At 73.1% G+C, this 18,700-nt stretch carries 16 protein-coding genes; 3 read left to right on the plus strand and 13 right to left on the minus strand.

All coding sequences use genetic code 11. From position 1 onward, the window contains the following. Positions 1–30 precede the first annotated feature (30 nt). From BKD30_RS05655 to BKD30_RS05665, 3 genes are read left to right on the plus strand one after another with little or no spacing between them, the layout of a single operon-like run. Entirely contained in the window at positions 31–918 is an 888-nt protein-coding gene (locus BKD30_RS05655) for an aldo/keto reductase (RefSeq protein WP_076703045.1), read from the plus strand. Beyond that, complete coding sequence (locus tag BKD30_RS05660) at positions 915–1,871, plus strand: alpha/beta fold hydrolase (RefSeq protein ID WP_076703047.1); 957 nt, start codon at positions 915–917, stop codon at positions 1,869–1,871. The genes BKD30_RS05655 and BKD30_RS05660 overlap by 4 nt, the downstream gene beginning before the upstream one ends. After that, the gene (locus tag BKD30_RS05665; protein WP_076703049.1) at positions 1,868–2,965 is read left to right on the plus strand and encodes a glycosyltransferase family 4 protein; all 1,098 of its coding nucleotides are present in this window, start codon (positions 1,868–1,870) and stop codon (positions 2,963–2,965) included. Before BKD30_RS05660 ends, BKD30_RS05665 begins: the two co-directional genes overlap by 4 nt. 33 nt (positions 2,966–2,998) lie before the next feature. Here the strand turns inward: BKD30_RS05665 and BKD30_RS05670 are convergent, their stop codons facing one another. The 13 genes from BKD30_RS05670 to pyrR form a co-directional block, all read right to left on the minus strand. Then, the gene (locus tag BKD30_RS05670) at positions 2,999–5,191 is read right to left on the minus strand and encodes a primosomal protein N' (protein WP_076703051.1); all 2,193 of its coding nucleotides are present in this window, start codon (positions 5,189–5,191) and stop codon (positions 2,999–3,001) included. A gap of 147 nt (positions 5,192–5,338) precedes the next feature. Further along, positions 5,339–6,538, minus strand: coding sequence for a methionine adenosyltransferase (metK, locus tag BKD30_RS05675; protein ID WP_076703052.1), 1,200 nt, complete (start codon positions 6,536–6,538; stop codon positions 5,339–5,341). Next, a complete protein-coding gene (gene coaBC, locus BKD30_RS05680; protein WP_076703054.1) occupies positions 6,535–7,800 on the minus strand; it encodes a bifunctional phosphopantothenoylcysteine decarboxylase/phosphopantothenate--cysteine ligase CoaBC in 1,266 nt (421 codons plus the stop codon). The genes metK and coaBC overlap by 4 nt, the downstream gene beginning before the upstream one ends. 13 nt (positions 7,801–7,813) lie before the next feature. Next, positions 7,814–8,137 (minus strand): DNA-directed RNA polymerase subunit omega, encoded by a 324-nt coding sequence (rpoZ, locus tag BKD30_RS05685; protein ID WP_083956048.1) that lies wholly within the window; start codon positions 8,135–8,137, stop codon positions 7,814–7,816. 92 nt (positions 8,138–8,229) lie between these two features. Continuing rightward, positions 8,230–8,898, minus strand: coding sequence for a guanylate kinase (gmk, locus tag BKD30_RS05690; protein WP_235861498.1), 669 nt, complete (start codon positions 8,896–8,898; stop codon positions 8,230–8,232). A gap of 86 nt (positions 8,899–8,984) precedes the next feature. Continuing rightward, the gene (mihF, locus tag BKD30_RS05695) at positions 8,985–9,302 is read right to left on the minus strand and encodes an integration host factor, actinobacterial type (protein ID WP_076703056.1); all 318 of its coding nucleotides are present in this window, start codon (positions 9,300–9,302) and stop codon (positions 8,985–8,987) included. A 260-nt stretch (positions 9,303–9,562) separates the two neighbouring features. Next, positions 9,563–10,450 carry an orotidine-5'-phosphate decarboxylase gene (pyrF, locus tag BKD30_RS05700; RefSeq protein WP_076703058.1) on the minus strand — a complete coding sequence of 296 codons (888 nt, stop codon included), beginning with the start codon at positions 10,448–10,450 and terminating at the stop codon, positions 9,563–9,565. Beyond that, complete coding sequence (gene carB, locus BKD30_RS05705) at positions 10,443–13,844, minus strand: carbamoyl-phosphate synthase large subunit (protein ID WP_076703060.1); 3,402 nt, start codon at positions 13,842–13,844, stop codon at positions 10,443–10,445. The genes pyrF and carB overlap by 8 nt, the downstream gene beginning before the upstream one ends. After that, a complete protein-coding gene (gene carA, locus BKD30_RS05710) occupies positions 13,844–14,986 on the minus strand; it encodes a glutamine-hydrolyzing carbamoyl-phosphate synthase small subunit (protein WP_076703061.1) in 1,143 nt (380 codons plus the stop codon). Before carA ends, carB begins: the two co-directional genes overlap by 1 nt. Beyond that, complete coding sequence (locus tag BKD30_RS05715) at positions 14,983–15,570, minus strand: PH-like domain-containing protein (RefSeq protein WP_328586894.1); 588 nt, start codon at positions 15,568–15,570, stop codon at positions 14,983–14,985. Before BKD30_RS05715 ends, carA begins: the two co-directional genes overlap by 4 nt. 8 nt (positions 15,571–15,578) lie before the next feature. After that, positions 15,579–16,946, minus strand: a complete 1,368-nt coding sequence (locus BKD30_RS05720) for a dihydroorotase (protein WP_235861500.1) — start codon at positions 16,944–16,946, stop codon at positions 15,579–15,581. Continuing rightward, complete coding sequence (locus BKD30_RS05725; protein WP_076703064.1) at positions 16,943–17,974, minus strand: aspartate carbamoyltransferase catalytic subunit; 1,032 nt, start codon at positions 17,972–17,974, stop codon at positions 16,943–16,945. The genes BKD30_RS05720 and BKD30_RS05725 overlap by 4 nt, the downstream gene beginning before the upstream one ends. Next, positions 17,971–18,609 carry a bifunctional pyr operon transcriptional regulator/uracil phosphoribosyltransferase PyrR gene (gene pyrR, locus BKD30_RS05730; protein ID WP_076703066.1) on the minus strand — a complete coding sequence of 213 codons (639 nt, stop codon included), beginning with the start codon at positions 18,607–18,609 and terminating at the stop codon, positions 17,971–17,973. The genes BKD30_RS05725 and pyrR overlap by 4 nt, the downstream gene beginning before the upstream one ends. Positions 18,610–18,700 lie beyond the last annotated feature (91 nt).

Consider the following 18,700-nt stretch of genomic DNA (forward strand, 5'->3'; position numbering starts at 1 on the left):
CAGACGGTGCTCCCGGATAGAGTCGACGCCATGGATCCCGTGCCGCGTCCCGTTGTTCCTCCGGGCTCCGTGCGGGCCCCGGTGCCGCGCGAGATCGTGCTCAACAACGGTGTGGCCATGCCGGTCCTCGGCTTTGGCACGTATCATCTGCCCGCGGAGCGTGCCGCTCAACTGGTCGGGTCGGCGTTCGAGGCCGGGTACCGGCACGTGGACACCGCGGCGATGTACGGGAACGAGGGGGGCGTCGGAGCGGCGGTCCGGGAGGCCACGGCCGGGGCCGGGGACTTCCGGCTCGACCGCGAGGACGTGTTCATCACCACGAAACTGTGGAACGACCGGCACGACGACGCCCGTGCGGCCTTCGCCGAGTCACGGGACGCCCTGGGTCTGACCACCGTGGACCAGTACCTGATCCACTGGCCGCAGCCCACCGCCGACCGGTACGTCCACGCGTGGCGGCAGCTGGAGGACCTGTATCACGAGGGTGCGGTCCGCAGCATCGGCGTCAGCAACTTCACGGTGGCGCAGCTGGAGCGGCTGCTCGCTCAGACCACGGTGGTCCCGGCCGTGAACCAGGTTCAACTGCACCCCTACCGGCAGCAGGACGACCTGCTCGCGTTCCACGCCGCGCACGGCATCGCAACCGTCGCCTGGAGCCCGCTCGGCCGGGGCGCCTGCCTGCACGACGCCGAACTGGCGTCCATCGCCGGGCCGCTCGGCGTCTCGATCGCCCAGGTGATCCTGCGTTGGCACCTGCAGCGCGGCTGCGTCGTGATCCCGAAGGCGAGCAGCGAGGAGCGGATCCGGACGAACGGCGACCTGTTCTCCTTCCGGCTCGACGACGAGACGATGCGCCGGATCGCGGCGCTGGACCGCGGCCGCGACCACCGGGACCCTGGCGGGGAGTCGGTGCGATGACCGGGCAGCCCGAGGTCCTCTCCCTGCCCGACGGACGGCGTGCCCCGGTGTGGTGGTACGGCGGGGCGCTGGACGCCGCGGCCGGCACGCGGACGGTGGTGCTCGTGCACGGTTTCCGTGGTGATCACCACGGTCTGGCGGGCATCGCCACCGCCCTGGCGAACGCCGTGCCCGGGGTGCGGGTGGTCGTACCGGATCTGCCCGGATTCGGCGCGGCGGAACCGCTGCCCGGCCGGCACGACGTCGCCGCCTACGCCGGATTCGTCCGGCTCGTGGCCGAGGCGGCGTGCCCCGGCGCGTCCCCCGCCCTGGTCGGTCACTCCTTCGGTTCGATCGTCGCGGCGCACGCGGCCGCCGTCGACGGACCCGGCGGCGAGACCTCACCGCGGTTCAGCAGCCTGAGCCTGATCAACCCGATCGCGGCACCGGCCCTGGACGGACCGCAGGCCCTGCTCTCCCGGCTCGCCCAGCTCTACTACGCCGCCGGCGCCCGCCTTCCGGAGCCCGTCGGCCAGGCGCTGCTACGCAACCGGGTGATCGTCCGGCTGATGAGCGAGGTGATGGCGACGACCAGGGACCCGGCGCTGCGCCGCTTCATCCACGACCAGCACCGCCGCTACTTCAGCGCCTTCGCCGACCGGCGCGTGGTGCAGGAAGCGTTCACCGCATCGGTGACCAGCACGGTCACCGGCGTCGCCGACCGGCTGACGCTGCCGGTCCAGTTGATCGCCGGCGACGCCGACGACGTCGCGCCCCTGGACACCCAGCGGCGGCTGCACACGCTGCTGCCCGGCAGCGAGCTGTCGGTGATCGCGGGCGTCGGCCACCTGACGCACTACGAGACGCCGGAACTGGTCGCCGGCTTGATCGGCGGCTTCCTCGACCGGCACCCGGCCCCGTCGTCGGCACCGGACGCGGAACTACCGGCGGCGTCCGCGGGACCGACGTCGTGAGGCTGCTCGTCGACGCGCGTTTCACCCGGATCGGCCGGCACGACGGCATCAGCCGGTACGGGGCCAGCCTGATCGCCGCCCTGTCCCGGCACACCGACGTCGTCATGCTCATCCACGACGAGCGCCAGCTCGCGCTGCTGCCGGACGTGCCCTGGGTCAAGGTGACCAGTCCGCTCTCCCCCGCCGAACTGGTCATCGCGGGCACGATCAACCGGCTCCGCCCGGACGTCGTGTTCTGCCCGATGCAGACGATGGGCAGCGCGGGCCGCCGGTACGGACTGATCCTCACGCTGCACGACACGATCTACTACGACCACCCCACCCCGCCGGGGTTCCTGCCCGCACCGGTCCGGTTGTTGTGGCGGCTCTACCACCGGGCCTACTGGCCGCAACGACTGCTGCTGAACCGGGCCGACGCCGTCGCGACGGTCAGCACGACCACCGCGGACGCCATCGCGCGGCTGAGGCTGACCCGGCGCCCGGTCACCGTGATCGGTAACGCGCCGCAACCGTCGACCGCCTCGGGCCCGCGGGATCCCGGAACGCCGCCCGAGCGGTCCCTCGTGTACATGGGGGCGTTCCTGCCGTACAAGAACGTCGAGACGCTGATCGCTGCCCTGGGTCATCTGCCCGGGTACACGCTGCACCTGCTCAGCCGCATCGCGCCGGCCCGCCGCCGCGAACTGGCGGCGCGTGTCCCGCCGGGGGGCGACGTCGTCTTCCACGACGGGGTCAGCGACGAGGAGTACACGAACCTGCTGCACCGGTGCACCGCCCTGGTCACCCTCTCCCACGCGGAGGGCTACGGCTTGCCGCTGGTGGAGGCGATGGCCGCGGGCGCTCCGGTGATCGCCAGCGACATCCCGATCTTCCGGGAGGTCGGCGCGGACGCGATCCGTTACGTCCCGGCGACGGACCCGGCCGCGGTGGCCGCGGCCGTCCGTGAACTGGAGGATCCGCGCCGGTGGTCGGCCGCCTCGGTGGGCGGCGTGGCGCGCGCGGCCGACTTCGACTGGGACGCCTCCGCCCGGACCCTGCTGGCGCTGGCCGAGGACGTCATGGCCGAGCGGGCGCGGCGGCCGCGCCGGCCTTGAGCGGCGGCGAGCTCGGTCCCACGATCCTCACTGTCAGACCAGGTCGGGACCGTCCAGGCGCAGGTGCGCGGGTGCGGCCTGCTTGCCGGCCCACTGCCGGGCACGAGAGGCCTTCAGCGCGGCGGCCACCACCTCCCCCTGTCGGTAGGGGAAGAACACCAGGGCACGCTCCTCGCGGCCCCCGGCTCCGGTCGAGGGTAGATCATCGATTCCACCACCGGCGACGGGCACCGGGCCGATCACCCGGCAGCCCTCCGGCAGTTCGGCCCGCTCGAGCAGATCCCGGACCGAGTCAGGGGTCCCGGTGGCCGCGGCGACCCGCACGGCCGGCGGGAGCGCCAATTCCCGACGCAAGGCGTACTCCCGTTCGGCGAACCCGGCGGCGTCCCACCGCACCAGGGCGGCGACCGCGGCGGACTCCCCCGCCGTGACCACGACGACGCCGCCCTCGGCGGCACTGCGCACCAGCCCGGCCGCGCCGAACCAGCGCCGCACCGTCTCCTCGGCCGCCCGCAGCGACTCGCGTTCGAGCATCGCGTCGCCGTCGAGCAGCAGCGCGGCGGCGTACCCGGCCGCCGGGACCGGCTCGGCGCCCGAGGTGGCGACGACGAGCGCGGGTTCGTCCGGCACCTCGGTGCGCACGTGGTCACCCGAGGAGGAGATCACCGGTACCTGCGGGAACGCTCGGCCGAGCTCGTCGGCGGTGCGGAGCGCTCCGGCGGCAACCATCCGCGGGGCGGTGCCGCCGCAGACGGGGCACGCGTACGCGGCGGCACGCCGGTGACACCAGCGGCACACCGGAGGCGCGTGCTGACCGGTCACCGCCAACGGGCCGGCGCAGTGCGCGCACCGGGCCGGTTGCCGGCACCGCTGACAGGAGAGAGCCGGCGCGTACCCGGTCCGGGCCACTTGGACGAGCACCGGGCCGCGGGCGAGTGCGGCGCGTGCCGTCTGGTGCGCGAGTTGGGGCAGCCGGGCCACCCGGGCGAGCGGGTCGCGCGCGGACTGGACGCTGTCGGCGGTGCTGATCACGCGGGGCGCCGTCCGCCGACGGGTGTCCCGGTCGGGGCTCAGCGGCTGCGCCCAACCGGTGCTGACCAGGCGCTGCGCCTCGGTGCTGCGGCTGGATCCGGCCAGCAGGACACCGGCCCCGGTCCGGCCGGCGCGCAGCAGCAGCACCTCGCGGCTGTGCTGATAGGGCGCCCGGGGCTCGACGTGCAGATCGTCGCCGTCGTCCCAGCAGCAGAGGAGCCCGAGGTCGCGCACCGGTGCCCAGGCAGCGGACCGGGCGCCGATCGCCACCCGGGCGGTCCCGAACCGGAGTGCGAGGTAGTTCCGATAGCGGGGGGTCGGCCCGTCGTCGGCGCTGAGCCGGACCACGGCACCGTCGGGCAGCCGACCGGTGAGGGTGGCCTCCAGCCGGGCGAGGTCCCGCAGGTCGGGCACGACGACGACGGCGCCACGTCCGGAGGCATGGCAGGCGACGACCGCGGCGGCCAGCAGGTCCGGCCAGGCGTGCGGACCGTGGCCGGGCGCCGCATCGAGGACCGCGCGCGGGGTGCCACCGGCGCGCAGGTGGGCGAGGAAGGCCGCCCCGTGGGGGTAGCGGGAGAAGGCGGCGTCGGGCGCCGTTCCGCCGTCGGACGCGGGAACGCCGTCGCCGGACCCGGGGACGTCGGGCGCCGCGACGGCGGATTCCGGCGCGCTCACGTCCGCCGCCGGCACGTCGGCCGGGCCCGCCGTCGGGTCGTCACCCGTCCAGCGCAGCAGCTCCGGCGGCAGTTCGAGGGACTTCTCCACCGCCGCGACCCGGGACGGGATCGCGGCGCGCAGCACGTCCCAGGTGACACCGGCATACCGGGCGGCGACCGCCCGGGCGAGGTCCAGTACCTCCGGGGTGAGCACCGGCAGGGACGAGTCGACGCGCTGCAGTTCGGCCAGCCGGCCTTCCGGGTCGGGCTCCCGGACGCGTTCCACGACGAACCCGGACCGGATACGACCCGAGAACCGCACGGTCACCCGGCAGCCCACGGTGACCGCGTCGCTCATCACCGCGGGGATGCGGTAGTCGAAGGGCCGGTCCAGGTGCGGCAGGGGGCTGTCCACGACGACGCGGGCGATGTCCACGGGCTCGGCGGCCGGCTCGGGCGCGGAGTTCGCCCGTGAGACGGGTAGGTCGAGCAGTGCCGCCTGGCCGGAGTCCTCGTCCGGCGTCCACGCAGCCATCGGGTTCTCCCTCCTGCCGTTCTTCCGCGGTGCGCCCGGCGCCCGGGTGGGGTGCGGCGCCCGTGCACAGTTCAGCACCGGCCACCGACAGAACCGGGAGCGCCGTCCTGCGGAGCCGTCGACCGAACCGCCGTCGCCGGCGTGTGCTCAGAGCCCGGCGGCGCTGCGCAGGGCGTCGGCGCGGTCGGTCAGTTCCCACGTGAAGCCCGGCTCCTCACGGCCGAAGTGGCCGTGGGCGGCGGTACGCGCGTAGATCGGCCGCTGCAGGTCCAGGTCGCGGATGATGGCCAGCGGACGCAGGTCGAAGACCTCGCGGATGGCCCGGGAGATCCGACCGGGGTCCGTCTTCTCGGTGCCGAAGGTCTCCACGTACAGGCCCACCGGGTGCGCCTGCCCGATGGCGTACGCCACCTGGATCTCGGCGCGCGCGGCCAGCCCGGAGGCCACCACGTTCTTCGCCACCCAGCGCATCGCGTAGGCGGCGGACCGGTCCACCTTCGACGGGTCCTTGCCGGAGAACGCACCACCGCCGTGCCGGGCCATGCCCCCGTAGGTGTCGACGATGATCTTCCGACCGGTCAGACCGGCATCGCCCACGGGCCCGCCGATCACGAACGGGCCGCCCGGGTTGATGATGAGCTTGGCGGCCGAGGCGGCCAGCCCGGAGGAGGCGAGCACCGGGGCGATCACGTGTTCGGTGATGTCGGCTCGCAGCTGGTCCTGTGGGTAGTCGGGCTCGTGCTGGGTGGACACGACGACGGTGTCCACGGTCACCGGGGTCAGCCCGTCGTAGCCGACGGTGACCTGGGTCTTGCCGTCCGGGCGGAGCCGGGGCAGGGCCCCGGTGGTGCGCACGTCGGTGAGCCGCTCGGAGAGCCGGTGCGCGAGCCAGATCGGCATCGGCATCAGCACCGGCGTCTCGTCACTGGCGTACCCGAACATCAGACCCTGGTCCCCGGCACCCTGCCGGTCCAGGTCGTCGACCGCGCGGCCCTCCCGCACCTCCAGGGACGTGGTCACACCGCCGGAGATGTCCGGGGACTGCTCGCCGATCGAGACCGAGACACCGCAGTTGGCGCCGTCGAACCCCTTGTCGGAGGAGTCGTAGCCGATCCGCAGGATGGTGTCCCGGACGATCCGGGGAATCTCGACGTACCCGGACGTGGTGACCTCACCGGCCACATGCACGAGGCCCGTCGTGACCAGGGTCTCGACGGCGACGCGAGACTGCGGGTCGGCGGCGAGCAGTCCGTCCAGGATCGAGTCACTGATCTGGTCACAGATCTTGTCCGGGTGCCCGTTGGTGACGGACTCGGAGGTGAACAGGCGCAGATCGGTGGAAGTCACCCGATCACTGTACTGGCTGCGATCCCCGCGACCGTGTCGACGAGGAACACGGCGACATCATCCTTGGAGCCGGTCGCCTCGGCCACCTCGCCGTCCCGGGTGACGACCTGCACCGCGGTGCTGTCCTGCCCGAACACGGCCCCGGCGGTCACCTCGTTGAGCACCAGCGCGTCACAGCCCTTGCGGGCCAGTTTGGCGCGGGCGAACTCGAGCGGCGTGTGGGTGGCGTCACCGGTCTCGGCAGCGAATCCGACGATCACCTGGCCGGGCCGGGCCCGGTGGGTGGAGATCTCGGCGAGGATGTCGGGGGTGCGGGTCAGTTCGATGACCGGGTCGGTGCCGTCCTCGCTCTTCTTGATCTTGTGTGCGGCGAGACTGCGGGGCCGGAAGTCGGCGACGGCGGCGGCCATGATGACGACGTCCGCCGTGGCCGTGGCGCTGAGGACCGCGTCACGCAGTTCTTCGCTCGTCTCGACGGTGATCAGGTCGACGTCGGTCGGCGGCTCGACCTGCAGGTTCGCGCCGATCAAGGTCACGTCAGCTCCCGCGGCGCGAGCAGCTCGGGCCAGGGCGACGCCCTGCTTCCCACTGGACCGGTTGCCGAGGTAGCGCACGGGGTCCAGCGGCTCCCGGGTTCCGCCGGCGGTGACGAGCACGCGGCGACCGGTCAGGGCACCGGACTCGCCGGCCCGGCCCTGCTCGGCGGTGCCGGCTCCGGCCTGACCGCCCGCGGCGTCGGTGCGGAGGAGGGCCAGGGCGGCGGCGTGGATGTCGTCCGGGTCGGGCAGTCGGCCGGGCCCGCTGTCCGCGCCGGTCAGCCGGCCGACGGCGGGCTCGAGCACGTGCACGCCGCGGGACCGCAGCGTGGCGACGTTGGCGACGGTGGCCGGGTGCTGCCACATCTGGGTGTGCATGGCGGGCACGAGCAGCACCGGACAGGTGGCGACCAGCAGGGTGTTGGTCAGCAGGTCGTCGGCCAGGCCGTGGGCGGCGCGAGCCAGCAGGTCCGCGGTGGCGGGGGCGACGACGACCAGGTCCGCTTCGCTACCGAGCCGGACGTGGTTGACCTGCTCCACGTGCTCGAAGACGTCGCGTGGCGCCGGGCGGCCGGACAGCGCCTCCCAGGTGGCGGCGCCGACGAAGTTCAGGGACGCGGCGGTCGGCAGCACCGTGACGTCGTGGCCCTCCTCGGTGAACAGGCGCAGCAGCAGCGCACTCTTGTAGGCGGCGACTCCACCGCCGACGCCGAGGACGACCTTCACGCCCCGGTCCGGCTCACGCGTGCGGTTCGGTGTCGCCGAAGACGTCGGCGTCGTCCAGGGCCGACGGCGTGGTCTGCGGCGCGTTCGGGTCGAGGGCCTTGCGCTCGAGCAGGCCCTCGTCGATCTCGCGCAGGGCGATGGACAGCGGCTTCTCGTTCAGCTTGGTCTCCACCAGCGGACCCACGTACTCGAAGAGGCCCTCGTGCAGCTGGGCGTAGTAGGCGTTGATCTGGCGAGCGCGCTTGGCGCCGTAGATGACGAGCGCGTACTTGGAGTCGGTGTCCTCGAGCAGCGAGTCGATCGACGGGGAAATGATGCCTTCGGCGTGAGTGGTCACGGGTTCGTCTCCAGGAGGTCGGGGGCTCGAGCCGCCGGGTGGTGCCGGTGACTCGAGGATCGTCGGGCAGAGCCCTCGCTCGGGTCGGTGCGTCAGCGGGCCGGCAATCCCATCAGACTGACGAGCTCCGCCGCGGCCCGCTCGACCCGGTCGTTGATCACGGTGTGATCGAACTCGGGTTCTGCGGCAAGTTCCAGTCTAGCGGTCTCGAGCCGGTGCCGCTGTTCGTCGGCCGTCTCGGTGCCTCGTCCGATCAGCCGTCGCACCATCTCGTCCCACGTCGGTGGGGCGAGAAACACGAAGGAGGCCTCGGGCATCGCGTCCCGGACCTGGCGGGCGCCCTGCAGGTCGATCTCCAGCAGCACGCTGCGGCCCTGGGCCAGCGCTGCCTCCACCGCCGGCCGCGGTGTGCCGTACCGGTGCCGCCCGTGCACGACCGCCCACTCGAGCATCTGGCCGGTGGCGACGAGTTCGTCGAATCGCTCCGGGGTCAAGAAGAAGTAGTGCACCCCGTGCTGCTCACCGGGCCGCGGTGGCCGGGTGGTGGCCGAGACGGAGAGCCACACCTGCGGGAAGTGGTCGCGGATGTACGTGGAGACGGTGCCCTTGCCGACAGCGGTGGGGCCGGCCAGCACCGTCAACCGTGGGTCTCCGTCGAGCCGACCGCCGTCGCCTTGCCTGGACCGGGCGCGCGCCCGGTCGGCGGTCGGCGACGGTGCCGCCGGATCGGTGCCCATCACCGTCGGAAGTTCGTCGCTCACGATGCTCGGGCCCTTGTCCGGGCGCCGGGGTGCGGTCCTGCGGTGCCCTGTGCGTCACGGGACGGCTGCGATGTGACGAGCTGACCCTAGTGTGCGGTGAGGTAGTCGATCAAGGCCTTGCGCTGATGGACGCCGAGACCCCGGATCCGACGGGACGGCGAGATGCCTACCTCGGTCATGATAGCCGCCGAACGCTTCTTGCCCACGCCGGGCAGCGACTCCAGCATCTCGCTGACCTTCATCCGTCCGATCGCCTCGTCCGAGGCGCCCGAGTCGATCACGGCGGCGATCGAGGCCTTCCCCGACTTCAGCCGTGCCTTCGCATCGGCTCGCACGGTCCTCGCCGCGGTGGCCTTGTCCCGGGCACGCGCCCGCTCGTCGGTGGTCAACGGTTTCAGAGCCACGATTCTCTCCCGTGCACAGTCCCGATCGCCGGGACCGGCCTCGCGGACCGTCCGGCGCGTGGTTGTTGGTCGAACAGAGCCCGCGCCCCGGCCCGCGAGCACACCGGTGCGCGGGTGGGAAGGCCCCCGTGTCGCGTCGTGCAGGTAGTGTAACCCGGGCCCGTGGCCGGGAACAGGACGGGGGGTCACCCCGACGGCACGGTGTGCCCGCAGGTCAGCGCACGGACGCAGCGCCCCCGAGGCCGGCGCGCCAGCCGCGGTCAGCGGCCGCGGGACAGGGCCCGCAGTTCCTCGGCCGTCCGCTCGACTGCGGCGCGCACCTCCGCCATGCTCGGCCCCGCGGTCAGGATCTGCCGACTGGAGGAGACCAGCGCCGCCGGCACGGCGGGCCCGAACGTGGCCGCCACCTCCGCGACGCCGGCACCCTGCGCCCCGAACCCGGGGGCGAGGAGCGGACCGGCCACGGCGGCCAGGTCGATGCCCAGCCGGTCGATGCTCGCGGCGCCGACGGTGGCTCCGACGACCAGTCCGACCGGGCCCCAGCTGTCGGCGGACCGGCGGGCGGCGTTCTCGTCGGCGGCGGCCGCGCAGATCCGGGCGGCGACCGAGCCGCCCACGCCGTCGTCGCCGGCGTGCTGGACCGCGGCGCCCTCCGGGTTGGAGGTGAGAGCGAGCACGAACACGCCGCGGCCGGTCACGGCGGCCAGGTCGAGGGCCGGGCGCAGTGAGTCGAACCCCAGGTACGGGCTGAGCGTCACCGCGTCCGCGGCCAGCGGGGAGTCGTCGGCCAGCCACGCGTGCGCGTAGGCGGCCATGGTGGAGCCGATGTCGCCGCGCTTCGCGTCGGCGATGGTCAGCACGTCCGCGTCCGCCGCCTCCGCCAGCAGCCGCTCGAGCACCGCCAGTCCCGCCGACCCGTGCCGTTCGAACAGGGCCACCTGCGGTTTGATCGCGGCGCACCGTCCGGTGGCCGCCTCCAGCACGGAGCGACTGAACCGCTCGAGCCCGGCGGCGTCGTCCGCCAGGTCCCAGGCGCTCAGCAGCGCCGGATGCGGGTCGACGCCGACGCACAGGGGGCCGTTGCGGGTCATCGCCCGCTGCAGCCGGGGCCCGAAGCCCAGCACGGCCACGGAGGCGGGCTCAGGCACGGGCCGGCTCCTGCGCCCCGGCGAGCCGGGCCGCGTGCTCCTGCAGGCTGGCCACCGACCAGGTGTAGGTGCGCTGGGCCTCGATGGCCTGCACCGCCGCGCCGAGCTCGGCCAGGGTGGTGATCACCGGGATGCCCGTGGAGGTGGCGGCGGCCCGGATCTCGTACCCGTCCTCCCGTGCCGCTCCGCCGGTGGGCGTGTTCACGACGAGGTCGACCCCGCCGCTGGTGATCAACTCGCCGATCGTCGGGGCGCCCGGCTCGCCCGCATCGGTACCCGCCCGCTGGCCGGTGTCCAGCTGCCGGGCGGTACCGGCCTGCCGGGCGGTGCTGGCCTGGTGGAGGGTGTCGAGCTTGCGGACCGTGCCGGCCTTGATCCCGTTCCGGCGCAGCACCTCCGCCGTCCCGTCGGTGGCGAGCAGGGTGAACCCCAGGTCCGCCAGCCGCTTGACCGGCAGTACCATGGCCCGTTTGTCCCGGTTCGCGATCGACACGAACGCCGTGCCCGCCGAGGGCAGGGCATTGTTGGCCGCGGCCTGACTCTTGGCGAACGCGGTGTCGAAGTGCTTGTCGATGCCCATCACCTCGCCGGTGGAGCGCATCTCGGGTCCGAGCAGCGAATCGACGACGGTGCCCTCCGGGGTGCGGAACCGGCTGAACGGCAGCACGGCCTCCTTGACCGCGACCGGCGCGGACAGCGGCAGGGTGGACCCGTCGCCCTCGGCGGGCAGCAAAGCCGGCCGCTCCCCGTTCTCGCCCGGGGCCGGCGTCCGCAGTTGTGCGATGGTGGCGCCGGTGCCGATCAGGGCGGCGGCCTTGGCCAGCTGCACGCCCGTGGCCTTGGACACGAACGGCACGGTGCGGGAGGCCCGCGGGTTGGCCTCCAGCACGTACAGCACGTCGGAGGCGAGCGCGAACTGGATGTTGATCAACCCGCGCACCCCGACGCCGGCCGCGATCGCGAGGGTCGCGGCCCTGACCCGGTCGACGACGTCGGCACCGAGTGTGACCGGAGGCAGCACGCACGCCGAGTCGCCGGAGTGGATGCCGGCCTCCTCGATGTGCTCCATGACCCCGCCGACGTACAGGTCGGTGCCGTCGTAGAGGGCGTCGACGTCGATCTCGATCGCGTCCTCGAGGAAGCGGTCGATCAGGGCCGGGTGGTCCTCGGTGATCTCGGTGGCGTGCGCGATGTACCGGGCCAGGCCCTCCTCGTCGTACACGATCTCCATGCCGCGCCCGCCCAGCACGTAGGACGGGCGCACCAGCACCGGGTAGCCGATCTCGTCGGCGATGCTCTTCGCGTCCTCGAAGCTGACGGCGGTGCCGTTCTTCGGTGCGGTCAGCCCGGCCGCGTCCAGCACGCGCGAGAACGCGCCGCGGTGCTCGGCGGCCTCGATCGCCTCGGCCGGGGTGCCCAGGATCGGCACCCCGGCGGCCTGCAGCTGCGCCGCGAGCTTGAGCGGGGTCTGCCCGCCCAGCTGCACGAACACGCCCAGCAACCCCCCGGTCCGGCGCTCCGCCGCAATCACCTCCAGCACGTCCTCGAGGGTCAGCGGCTCGAAGTACAGCCGGGAGGAGATGTCGTAGTCCGTGGACACCGTCTCCGGGTTGCAGTTGATCATCACCGTGTCGATGCCGGCCTCGCCGAGCACCAGTGAGGCGTGGACGCAGGAGTAGTCGAACTCGATGCCCTGCCCGATCCGGTTCGGCCCGGACCCGAGGATGACGACGGACGGCTTGACGTGCGGCGTGATCTCGTCCTCCTCGTCGTACGCCGAGTAGTGGTACGGCGTGTAGGCGGCGAACTCGGCGGCGCAGGTGTCGACCGTCTTGAACACCGGCCGGACGCCGAGGGCATGCCGGATGCCGCGGACCACGTCCTCCGACCGGTGCGTCAGGGCGCCCAGCTGCGCGTCGGAGAAGCCGTGGGCCTTGGCGCGGCGCAGCAGCTCCGGCGTCAGGTCGGCGTCCCGGACCTCGGCGGCGACCTCGTTCAGCAGCACGAGCTGGTCGAGGAACCACGGGTCGATGGCCGTCGTGGCGTAGAGCTCCTCGATACTCGCCCCGGCCAGCAGCGCCCGCTGCACCTGGTGCAGGCGTGCGGTGGTCGGGGTCCCCGCCCCGGCGAGGGCGGCCTCCTTCTCCCCCGCGGCGGCCGGGCGGAAGTCGAAGGAGGAGCCGGCCTGCTCGAGCGAGCGCATCGCCTTCTGCAGGGCCTCGGTGAAGTTCCGGCCGATGGCCATCGCCTCCCCCACGGACTTCATCGTCGTCGTCAGGGTCGGGTCCGCGGCGGGGAACTTCTCGAACGCGAAGCGCGGCACCTTGACGACGACGTAGTCGAGGGTCGGTTCGAAGGAGGCGGGGGTCTCCCGGGTGATGTCGTTGCGGATCTCGTCCAGGGTGTAGCCGACGGCGAGCCGGGTGGCGATCTTGGCGATCGGGAACCCCGTGGCCTTGGACGCCAGCGCGGAGGACCGGGACACCCGGGGGTTCATCTCGATCACGACGACGCGCCCGGTGGCCGGCTCGACGGCGAACTGGATGTTGCAGCCGCCGGTGTCGACGCCGACCTCGCGAATCACCGCGATCGCGACGTCCCGCAGCTTCTGGTACTCCCGGTCGGTCAGGGTCAGGGCGGGCGCGACGGTGATGGAGTCGCCGGTGTGCACGCCCACCGGGTCGACGTTCTCGATCGAGCAGACCACGACGACGTTGTCGTTGCGGTCCCGCATCATCTCCAGCTCGTACTCCTTCCACCCGAGGATGGACTCCTCCAGGAGCACCTCGGAGGTGGGGCTGTACCGGATGCCGGCCCCGGCGATGCGGCGCAGGTCCGTCTCGTCGTAGGCGATGCCCGAGCCGAGGCCGCCCATGGTGAAGGAGGGGCGCACGACGACGGGGTAGTTCAGCTCCTCGACGGCGGCGAACGCCTCGGCCAGGCTGTGCACGATCCTCGAGCGGGCCGATTCGGCGCCGCACCGCTCGACGACGCCCTTGAACGCCTCCCGGTCCTCCCCGAGATTGATGGCCTCGACGTTGGCGCCGATCAGTTCGACGCCGTACGTCGAGAGCACCCCGTTGCTGTCGAGGGCGATGGCCGTGTTCAGGGCGGTCTGCCCACCCAGGGTCGGCAGCAGGGCGTCGGGCCGCTCCTTGGCGATGATCTTCTCGACCACCTCCGGAGTGATCGGCTCGACGTAGGTCGCGTCGGCCAGCTCCGGGTCCGTCATGATCGTCGCCGGATTGGAGTTGACCAGGATGACCCGCAGGCCCTCCTCCTTGAGCACCCGCAGCGCCTGGGTGCCGGAGTAGTCGAACTCGGCCGCCTGCCCGATGACGATCGGCCCGGAGCCGATCACCATGACCGAGGTGAGGTCGTCGCGTCTGGGCATCAGTGGGAATCCTCCATCAGGGCGATGAACCGGTCGAACAGGTAGGCCGCGTCGTGCGGGCCGGCCGCGGCCTCGGGGTGGTACTGGACCGAGAAGGCGGGGATGTCCAGGCAGCGCAGGCCCTCGACGACGTCGTCGTTCAGGCACACGTGGCTGACCTCGACCCGGCCGTAGTCGCCGACGGGGGCCAACACGGGCCCGTCCAGCGGGGCGTCGACGGCGAAGCCGTGGTTCTGGGAGGTGATCTCCACCTTCCCGGTGCTGCGGTCCAGTACCGGGACGTTGATGCCGCGGTGCCCGAAGCGGAGCTTGTAGGTGCCGAAGCCGAGGGCCCGGCCGAGCAGCTGGTTGCCGAAGCAGATGCCGAAGAACGGGATCCGGGCGTCCAGCACCCGGCGCAGCAGGGCCACCTGGTCGTCGGCGGTGGCCGGATCGCCCGGGCCGTTGGAGTAGAACACGCCGTCGGGTGCGATCGCCTGCAGGTCCGGCCAGCTGGTGGTGGCGGGCAGCACGTGCACCCGTACCCCGCGCTCGGCGAACCGGTGCGGGGTCATCGCCTTGATGCCCAGGTCGACGGCGGCCAGGGTGAATCGGACGGGCCCGTCCCAGCCGTGCTCGGCCGGTTCGATCACCTCGGCCTCGGTCACGGAGACCGTCTCGGCCAATCGGGCGCCGGTCATCGACGGGCTGGCGGCGACCGCGGCGGCCAGGTCGGCGACGGGCCGCTCAGCGTCGGGGCCGGAGAAGATGCCGCCGCGCATGGAGCCGGCGTCGCGCAGGTGCCGGGTCAGGGCGCGGGTGTCGATGCCGGCGATGCCGACGATGCCCTGCCGGACCAGCTCGTCGTCGAGGGCGACCTCGCTGCGCCAGTTCGAGGGCCGGCGGGCGGGGTCGCGGACGATGTAGCCGGCGACCTGGATGCGCACCGACTCGGCGTCCTCGCGGTTGACACCGGTGTTGCCGATGTGCGGCGCGGTCTGCACCACGAGCTGACCGGCGTAGGAGGGGTCGGTGATGGTCTCCTGATAGCCAGTCATGCCGGTGGCGAAGACGGCCTCGCCGAGTGCCTGCCCGACTGCGCCGTACGCGCGGCCGTGGAAGGTGCGCCCGTCCTCGAGGATCAGGATGGCGGGTGTGGTCATGCGGTGGGTCCCCTGCTCTCGCTGGTGTCGGTGGAATCGGGCGGCTCGGTGGGCCCGGTGCCGGGGGCGGGCTCCGCCTCGGGCACGCCGCCGGGCGTCTCGCGGCGCCGCACCCCCGGCAGGGTGAGCAGCGCCGCGATCAGGGCCGCCTGCTCGCCCGCGTGCCGGACGCGGAAGCCGGTGTCGACGCGGCGCGGTCCGAGCCGCCAGGTGAGCACGAGCAGCCCGTCCCGCTCGACGAACTTCCCCGCCATCCCGGACGTGGTGGTCACGGACTCGAGGTCGGCGGTGGGGATGACGACGTCGTCGGCGCCGCGACGGGCGATCAGCACCCCGCCGGGGTGCACCGTCAGGTCGGCGTCGGTGCGCACCCCGAGACCGTGCACGGCGACCCGGTCCAGCCAGTCGCCCGCGCTGGTGGTGACCACGTACATGCCCGCGGCGCCGGCGAGCGGCTCACCCAGCTCCCCGGTCCGCTGCGGGGCGGGCACGTCCGCCTGGCGCCGCTGCCGGGCGCGCCAACCCCGGCGCATCAGGGCGAACACGACGACGAGGAGCGCGACGAGCAGGATCACAGCGAGCACGCGGCCGTTCATCGGGTTGCCTCCGCCGCGATCGACGGGAGCGGCCGCGGGTCGGCCGACTTCCCGTCCAGGACCGTGGGATGACCGGCGAGGAACGTGGCGATCACCCGGCCGGGAAGCTCCCGTCCGGCGAAGGGACTGTTACGTCCCTTGGTGGCCATCGTCGCGGGGTCGACGACGCGTCGGGCGGCCGGGTCGACCAGGGTGACGTCGGCCCGTTCCCCGGCGGCCAGGCCGCCGCCCTGCCAGGGCAGCTTCCCGATCCGGGCGGGCGTCTGGGACATGATCCGGGCGACGCCGGCCCAGTCGAGCATCCCGGTCTCGACCAGGGTCTGCTGGACGACGGAGAACGCGGTCTCCAGACCGGTCATCCCCATCGCGGCCTGGCTCCACTCGCACTCCTTGGCCTGGGCCGGGTGCGGGGCGTGGTCGGTGCCGATGGCGTCGATCGTGCCGTCCGCGACACCCTCCCGCAGCGCCCGCACGTCGTCGGCGGTCCGCAGCGGCGGGTTGACCTTGTACACCGGGTCGTACCCGGTGACCTCCTCGTCGGTGAGCAGCAGGTGGTGCGGCGTCACCTCGGCGGTGACCCGGACGCCGCGCTGCTTCGCCCAGCGGATCAACTCGACGCTGCCGGCGGTGGAGACGTGGCACACGTGCAGCCGGGAGCCGACGTGCTCGGTGAGCAGCACGTCCCGGGCGATGATCGCCTCCTCGGCGACGGCCGGCCACCCGGTCAGGCCGAGGGTGGCCGAGACGCGGCCCTCGTTCATCTGCGCGCCCTCGGTCAGCCGCGGTTCCTGCGCGTGCTGGGCGATCACCCCGTCGAAGGCCTTGACGTACTCCAGGGCGCGGCGCATCAGCACCGGGTCGTGCACGCACATGCCGTCGTCGGAGAAGACCCGGACCCGGGCACGGGAGTCGGCCATGGCCCCGAGCTCGGCCAGCCGGGTGCCCCCCAGGCCCACGGTCACCGCACCGACCGGGCGGACTTCGGTCCAGCCGGCGTCCCGGCCCAGGGTGAAGACCTGCTCGACGACGCCCGCTGTGTCGGCGACCGGGTCCGAGTTCGCCATCGCGTGTACGGCGGTGTAGCCGCCCAGGGCTGCCGCCCGGGAACCGGTGAACACGGTCTCGGCATCCTCCCGGCCGGGTTCGCGCAGGTGGGTGTGCAGGTCGACGAACCCGGGCAGGGCGACCAGTCCGTCGGCGTCGACGGTGATGGCGCCGTCCGCGTCGACGGTGCCGGTCGCGGTGATCAGCCCGTTCTCGATCAGCAGGTCGGCGCAGTCCCCGCCGAGCGGGCGGGCGCCACGGATCACGTAGCGGCCCTGTCCGGGGGGCAGGGCGCTGGCGTCGGTCACGGAGTCGGTCACGGCAACCTCACGGAGTCGGAAGGGGAACGGGTTTCGGCGTCGGCGGCCTCGTCCGGGCCTCCGGCGAGCAGCTGGTAGAGCACGGCCATCCGGACGGAGACGCCGTTGCGGACCTGCGCCAGGACGGTGGACCGGGGCGAGTCGGCGGCCTCGGCGGCGATCTCCAGGCCCCGGTTCATCGGTCCGGGGTGCATGATGATCGTCTCGGCGGCCGGACCGCCCGCCGCCGATGCCGTGTCGAGGGCGGCCAGCCGGGCGGCGTCGAAGCCCCAGCGGCGGGCGTACTCGCGGGCGGTCGGGAAGAACGCGGCGTGCATCCGCTCCGCCTGGACCCGGAGCATCATCACGGCGTCGACGCCGTCGGCGAGCACCTCGTCCAGGTCGTAGCTGATCCGGGCCGGCCAGCCCGCCGCGCCGACCGGCAGCAGCGTCGGCGGGGCGACGAGGGTGACGTCCGCGCCGAGCGTGGTCAGCAGCCACAGGTTGGAGCGAGCCACCCGGGAGTGCAGCACGTCCCCGACGATGGCCACCCGGATCCCGCTCAGGTCGGTGCCGGCCGGGTCGGTGCCGGCGACGGCAGCACGGTGCCGGCGCAGGGTGAACGCGTCCAGAAGGGCCTGGGTGGGGTGCTCGTGCGTGCCGTCCCCGGCGTTGACGACGCCCGCGTCGATCCAGCCGGACCGGGCCAGCTGCTCGGCGGCGCCGGAGGACGCGTGCCGGATCACGACGGCGTCCGCGCCCATCGCCTCCAGGGTCTGGGCGGTGTCCTTGAGGGACTCTCCCTTGGACACGGAGGAGCCCTTCGCGGCGAAGGTGATCACGTCGGCGCTCAATCGCTTGGCGGCGGCCTCGAACGAGATGCGGGTCCGGGTGGAGTCCTCGAAGAAAAGGTTCACGACGGTGCGGCCGCGCAGCACCGGCAGCTTCCTGACCTCCCGGTGCTCGACCTCGGACATCCGTTCGGCGGTGTCGAGCAGTCCGATGGCGGTGGTGCGGGACAGGCCCGCGGTGCTCAGCAGGTGCTTCATCCCTCGATCACCACCTCGTCGACGGGCCGGGAGACCGGGTCGGTGGTAGCGCCGGAGGCGGTGTCGGGACCGGTGTCTGAGGCGGTGCCGAAACCGGTGTCGCCGTCGGTCTCGGTCAGCCGGACCCGGACCCGCTCGGCGGAGGAGGTGGGCAGGTTCTTGCCCACGTGATCCGCGCGGATGGGCAGTTCGCGGTGCCCGCGGTCCACCAGCACGGCCAGCCGGACGATCCGGGGCCGGCCCAGGTCGGCGAGGGCGTCGAGGGCGGCGCGGATGGTCCGGCCGGAGCAGAGCACGTCGTCCACCAGGACGACGACCTTGTCGTCCACGCCCGCCGGGGGCAGCGTCGTGGCGTGGGGGCTACGGACGGGGTGGCGGCGCAGGTCGTCCCGGAACATGGTGACGTCCAGCTGACCGACGATGGCGGCCGGGTCGGCGACGGGCTCGATGGCCCCGATGCGGGTGGCGAGCCGACGGGCCAGCGGGTAACCGCGGCGGGGGATGCCCAGGAGGATGAGGTTCTCGGCTCCCCGGTTGCCCTCGATGATCTCGTGGGCCATGCGGGTCAGCGCCCGGTCGATGTCGGGAGCCGACAGAACGACGCGCGTCCTGGTCCCGTTCGGGGGCACACTCATCCGCTGCCTCCTCCTTCCCCGCCTCACAGGACGGTCATTAAAGGGTGGGTGCGGCATCCACGCTACCACGGGGCCGGACCTATTCTGGGGC

It is taken from the genome of Tersicoccus phoenicis (assembly GCF_001968835.1).
In the GTDB taxonomy this organism is placed as follows: Bacteria; Actinomycetota; Actinomycetes; order Actinomycetales; family Micrococcaceae; genus Tersicoccus; species Tersicoccus phoenicis.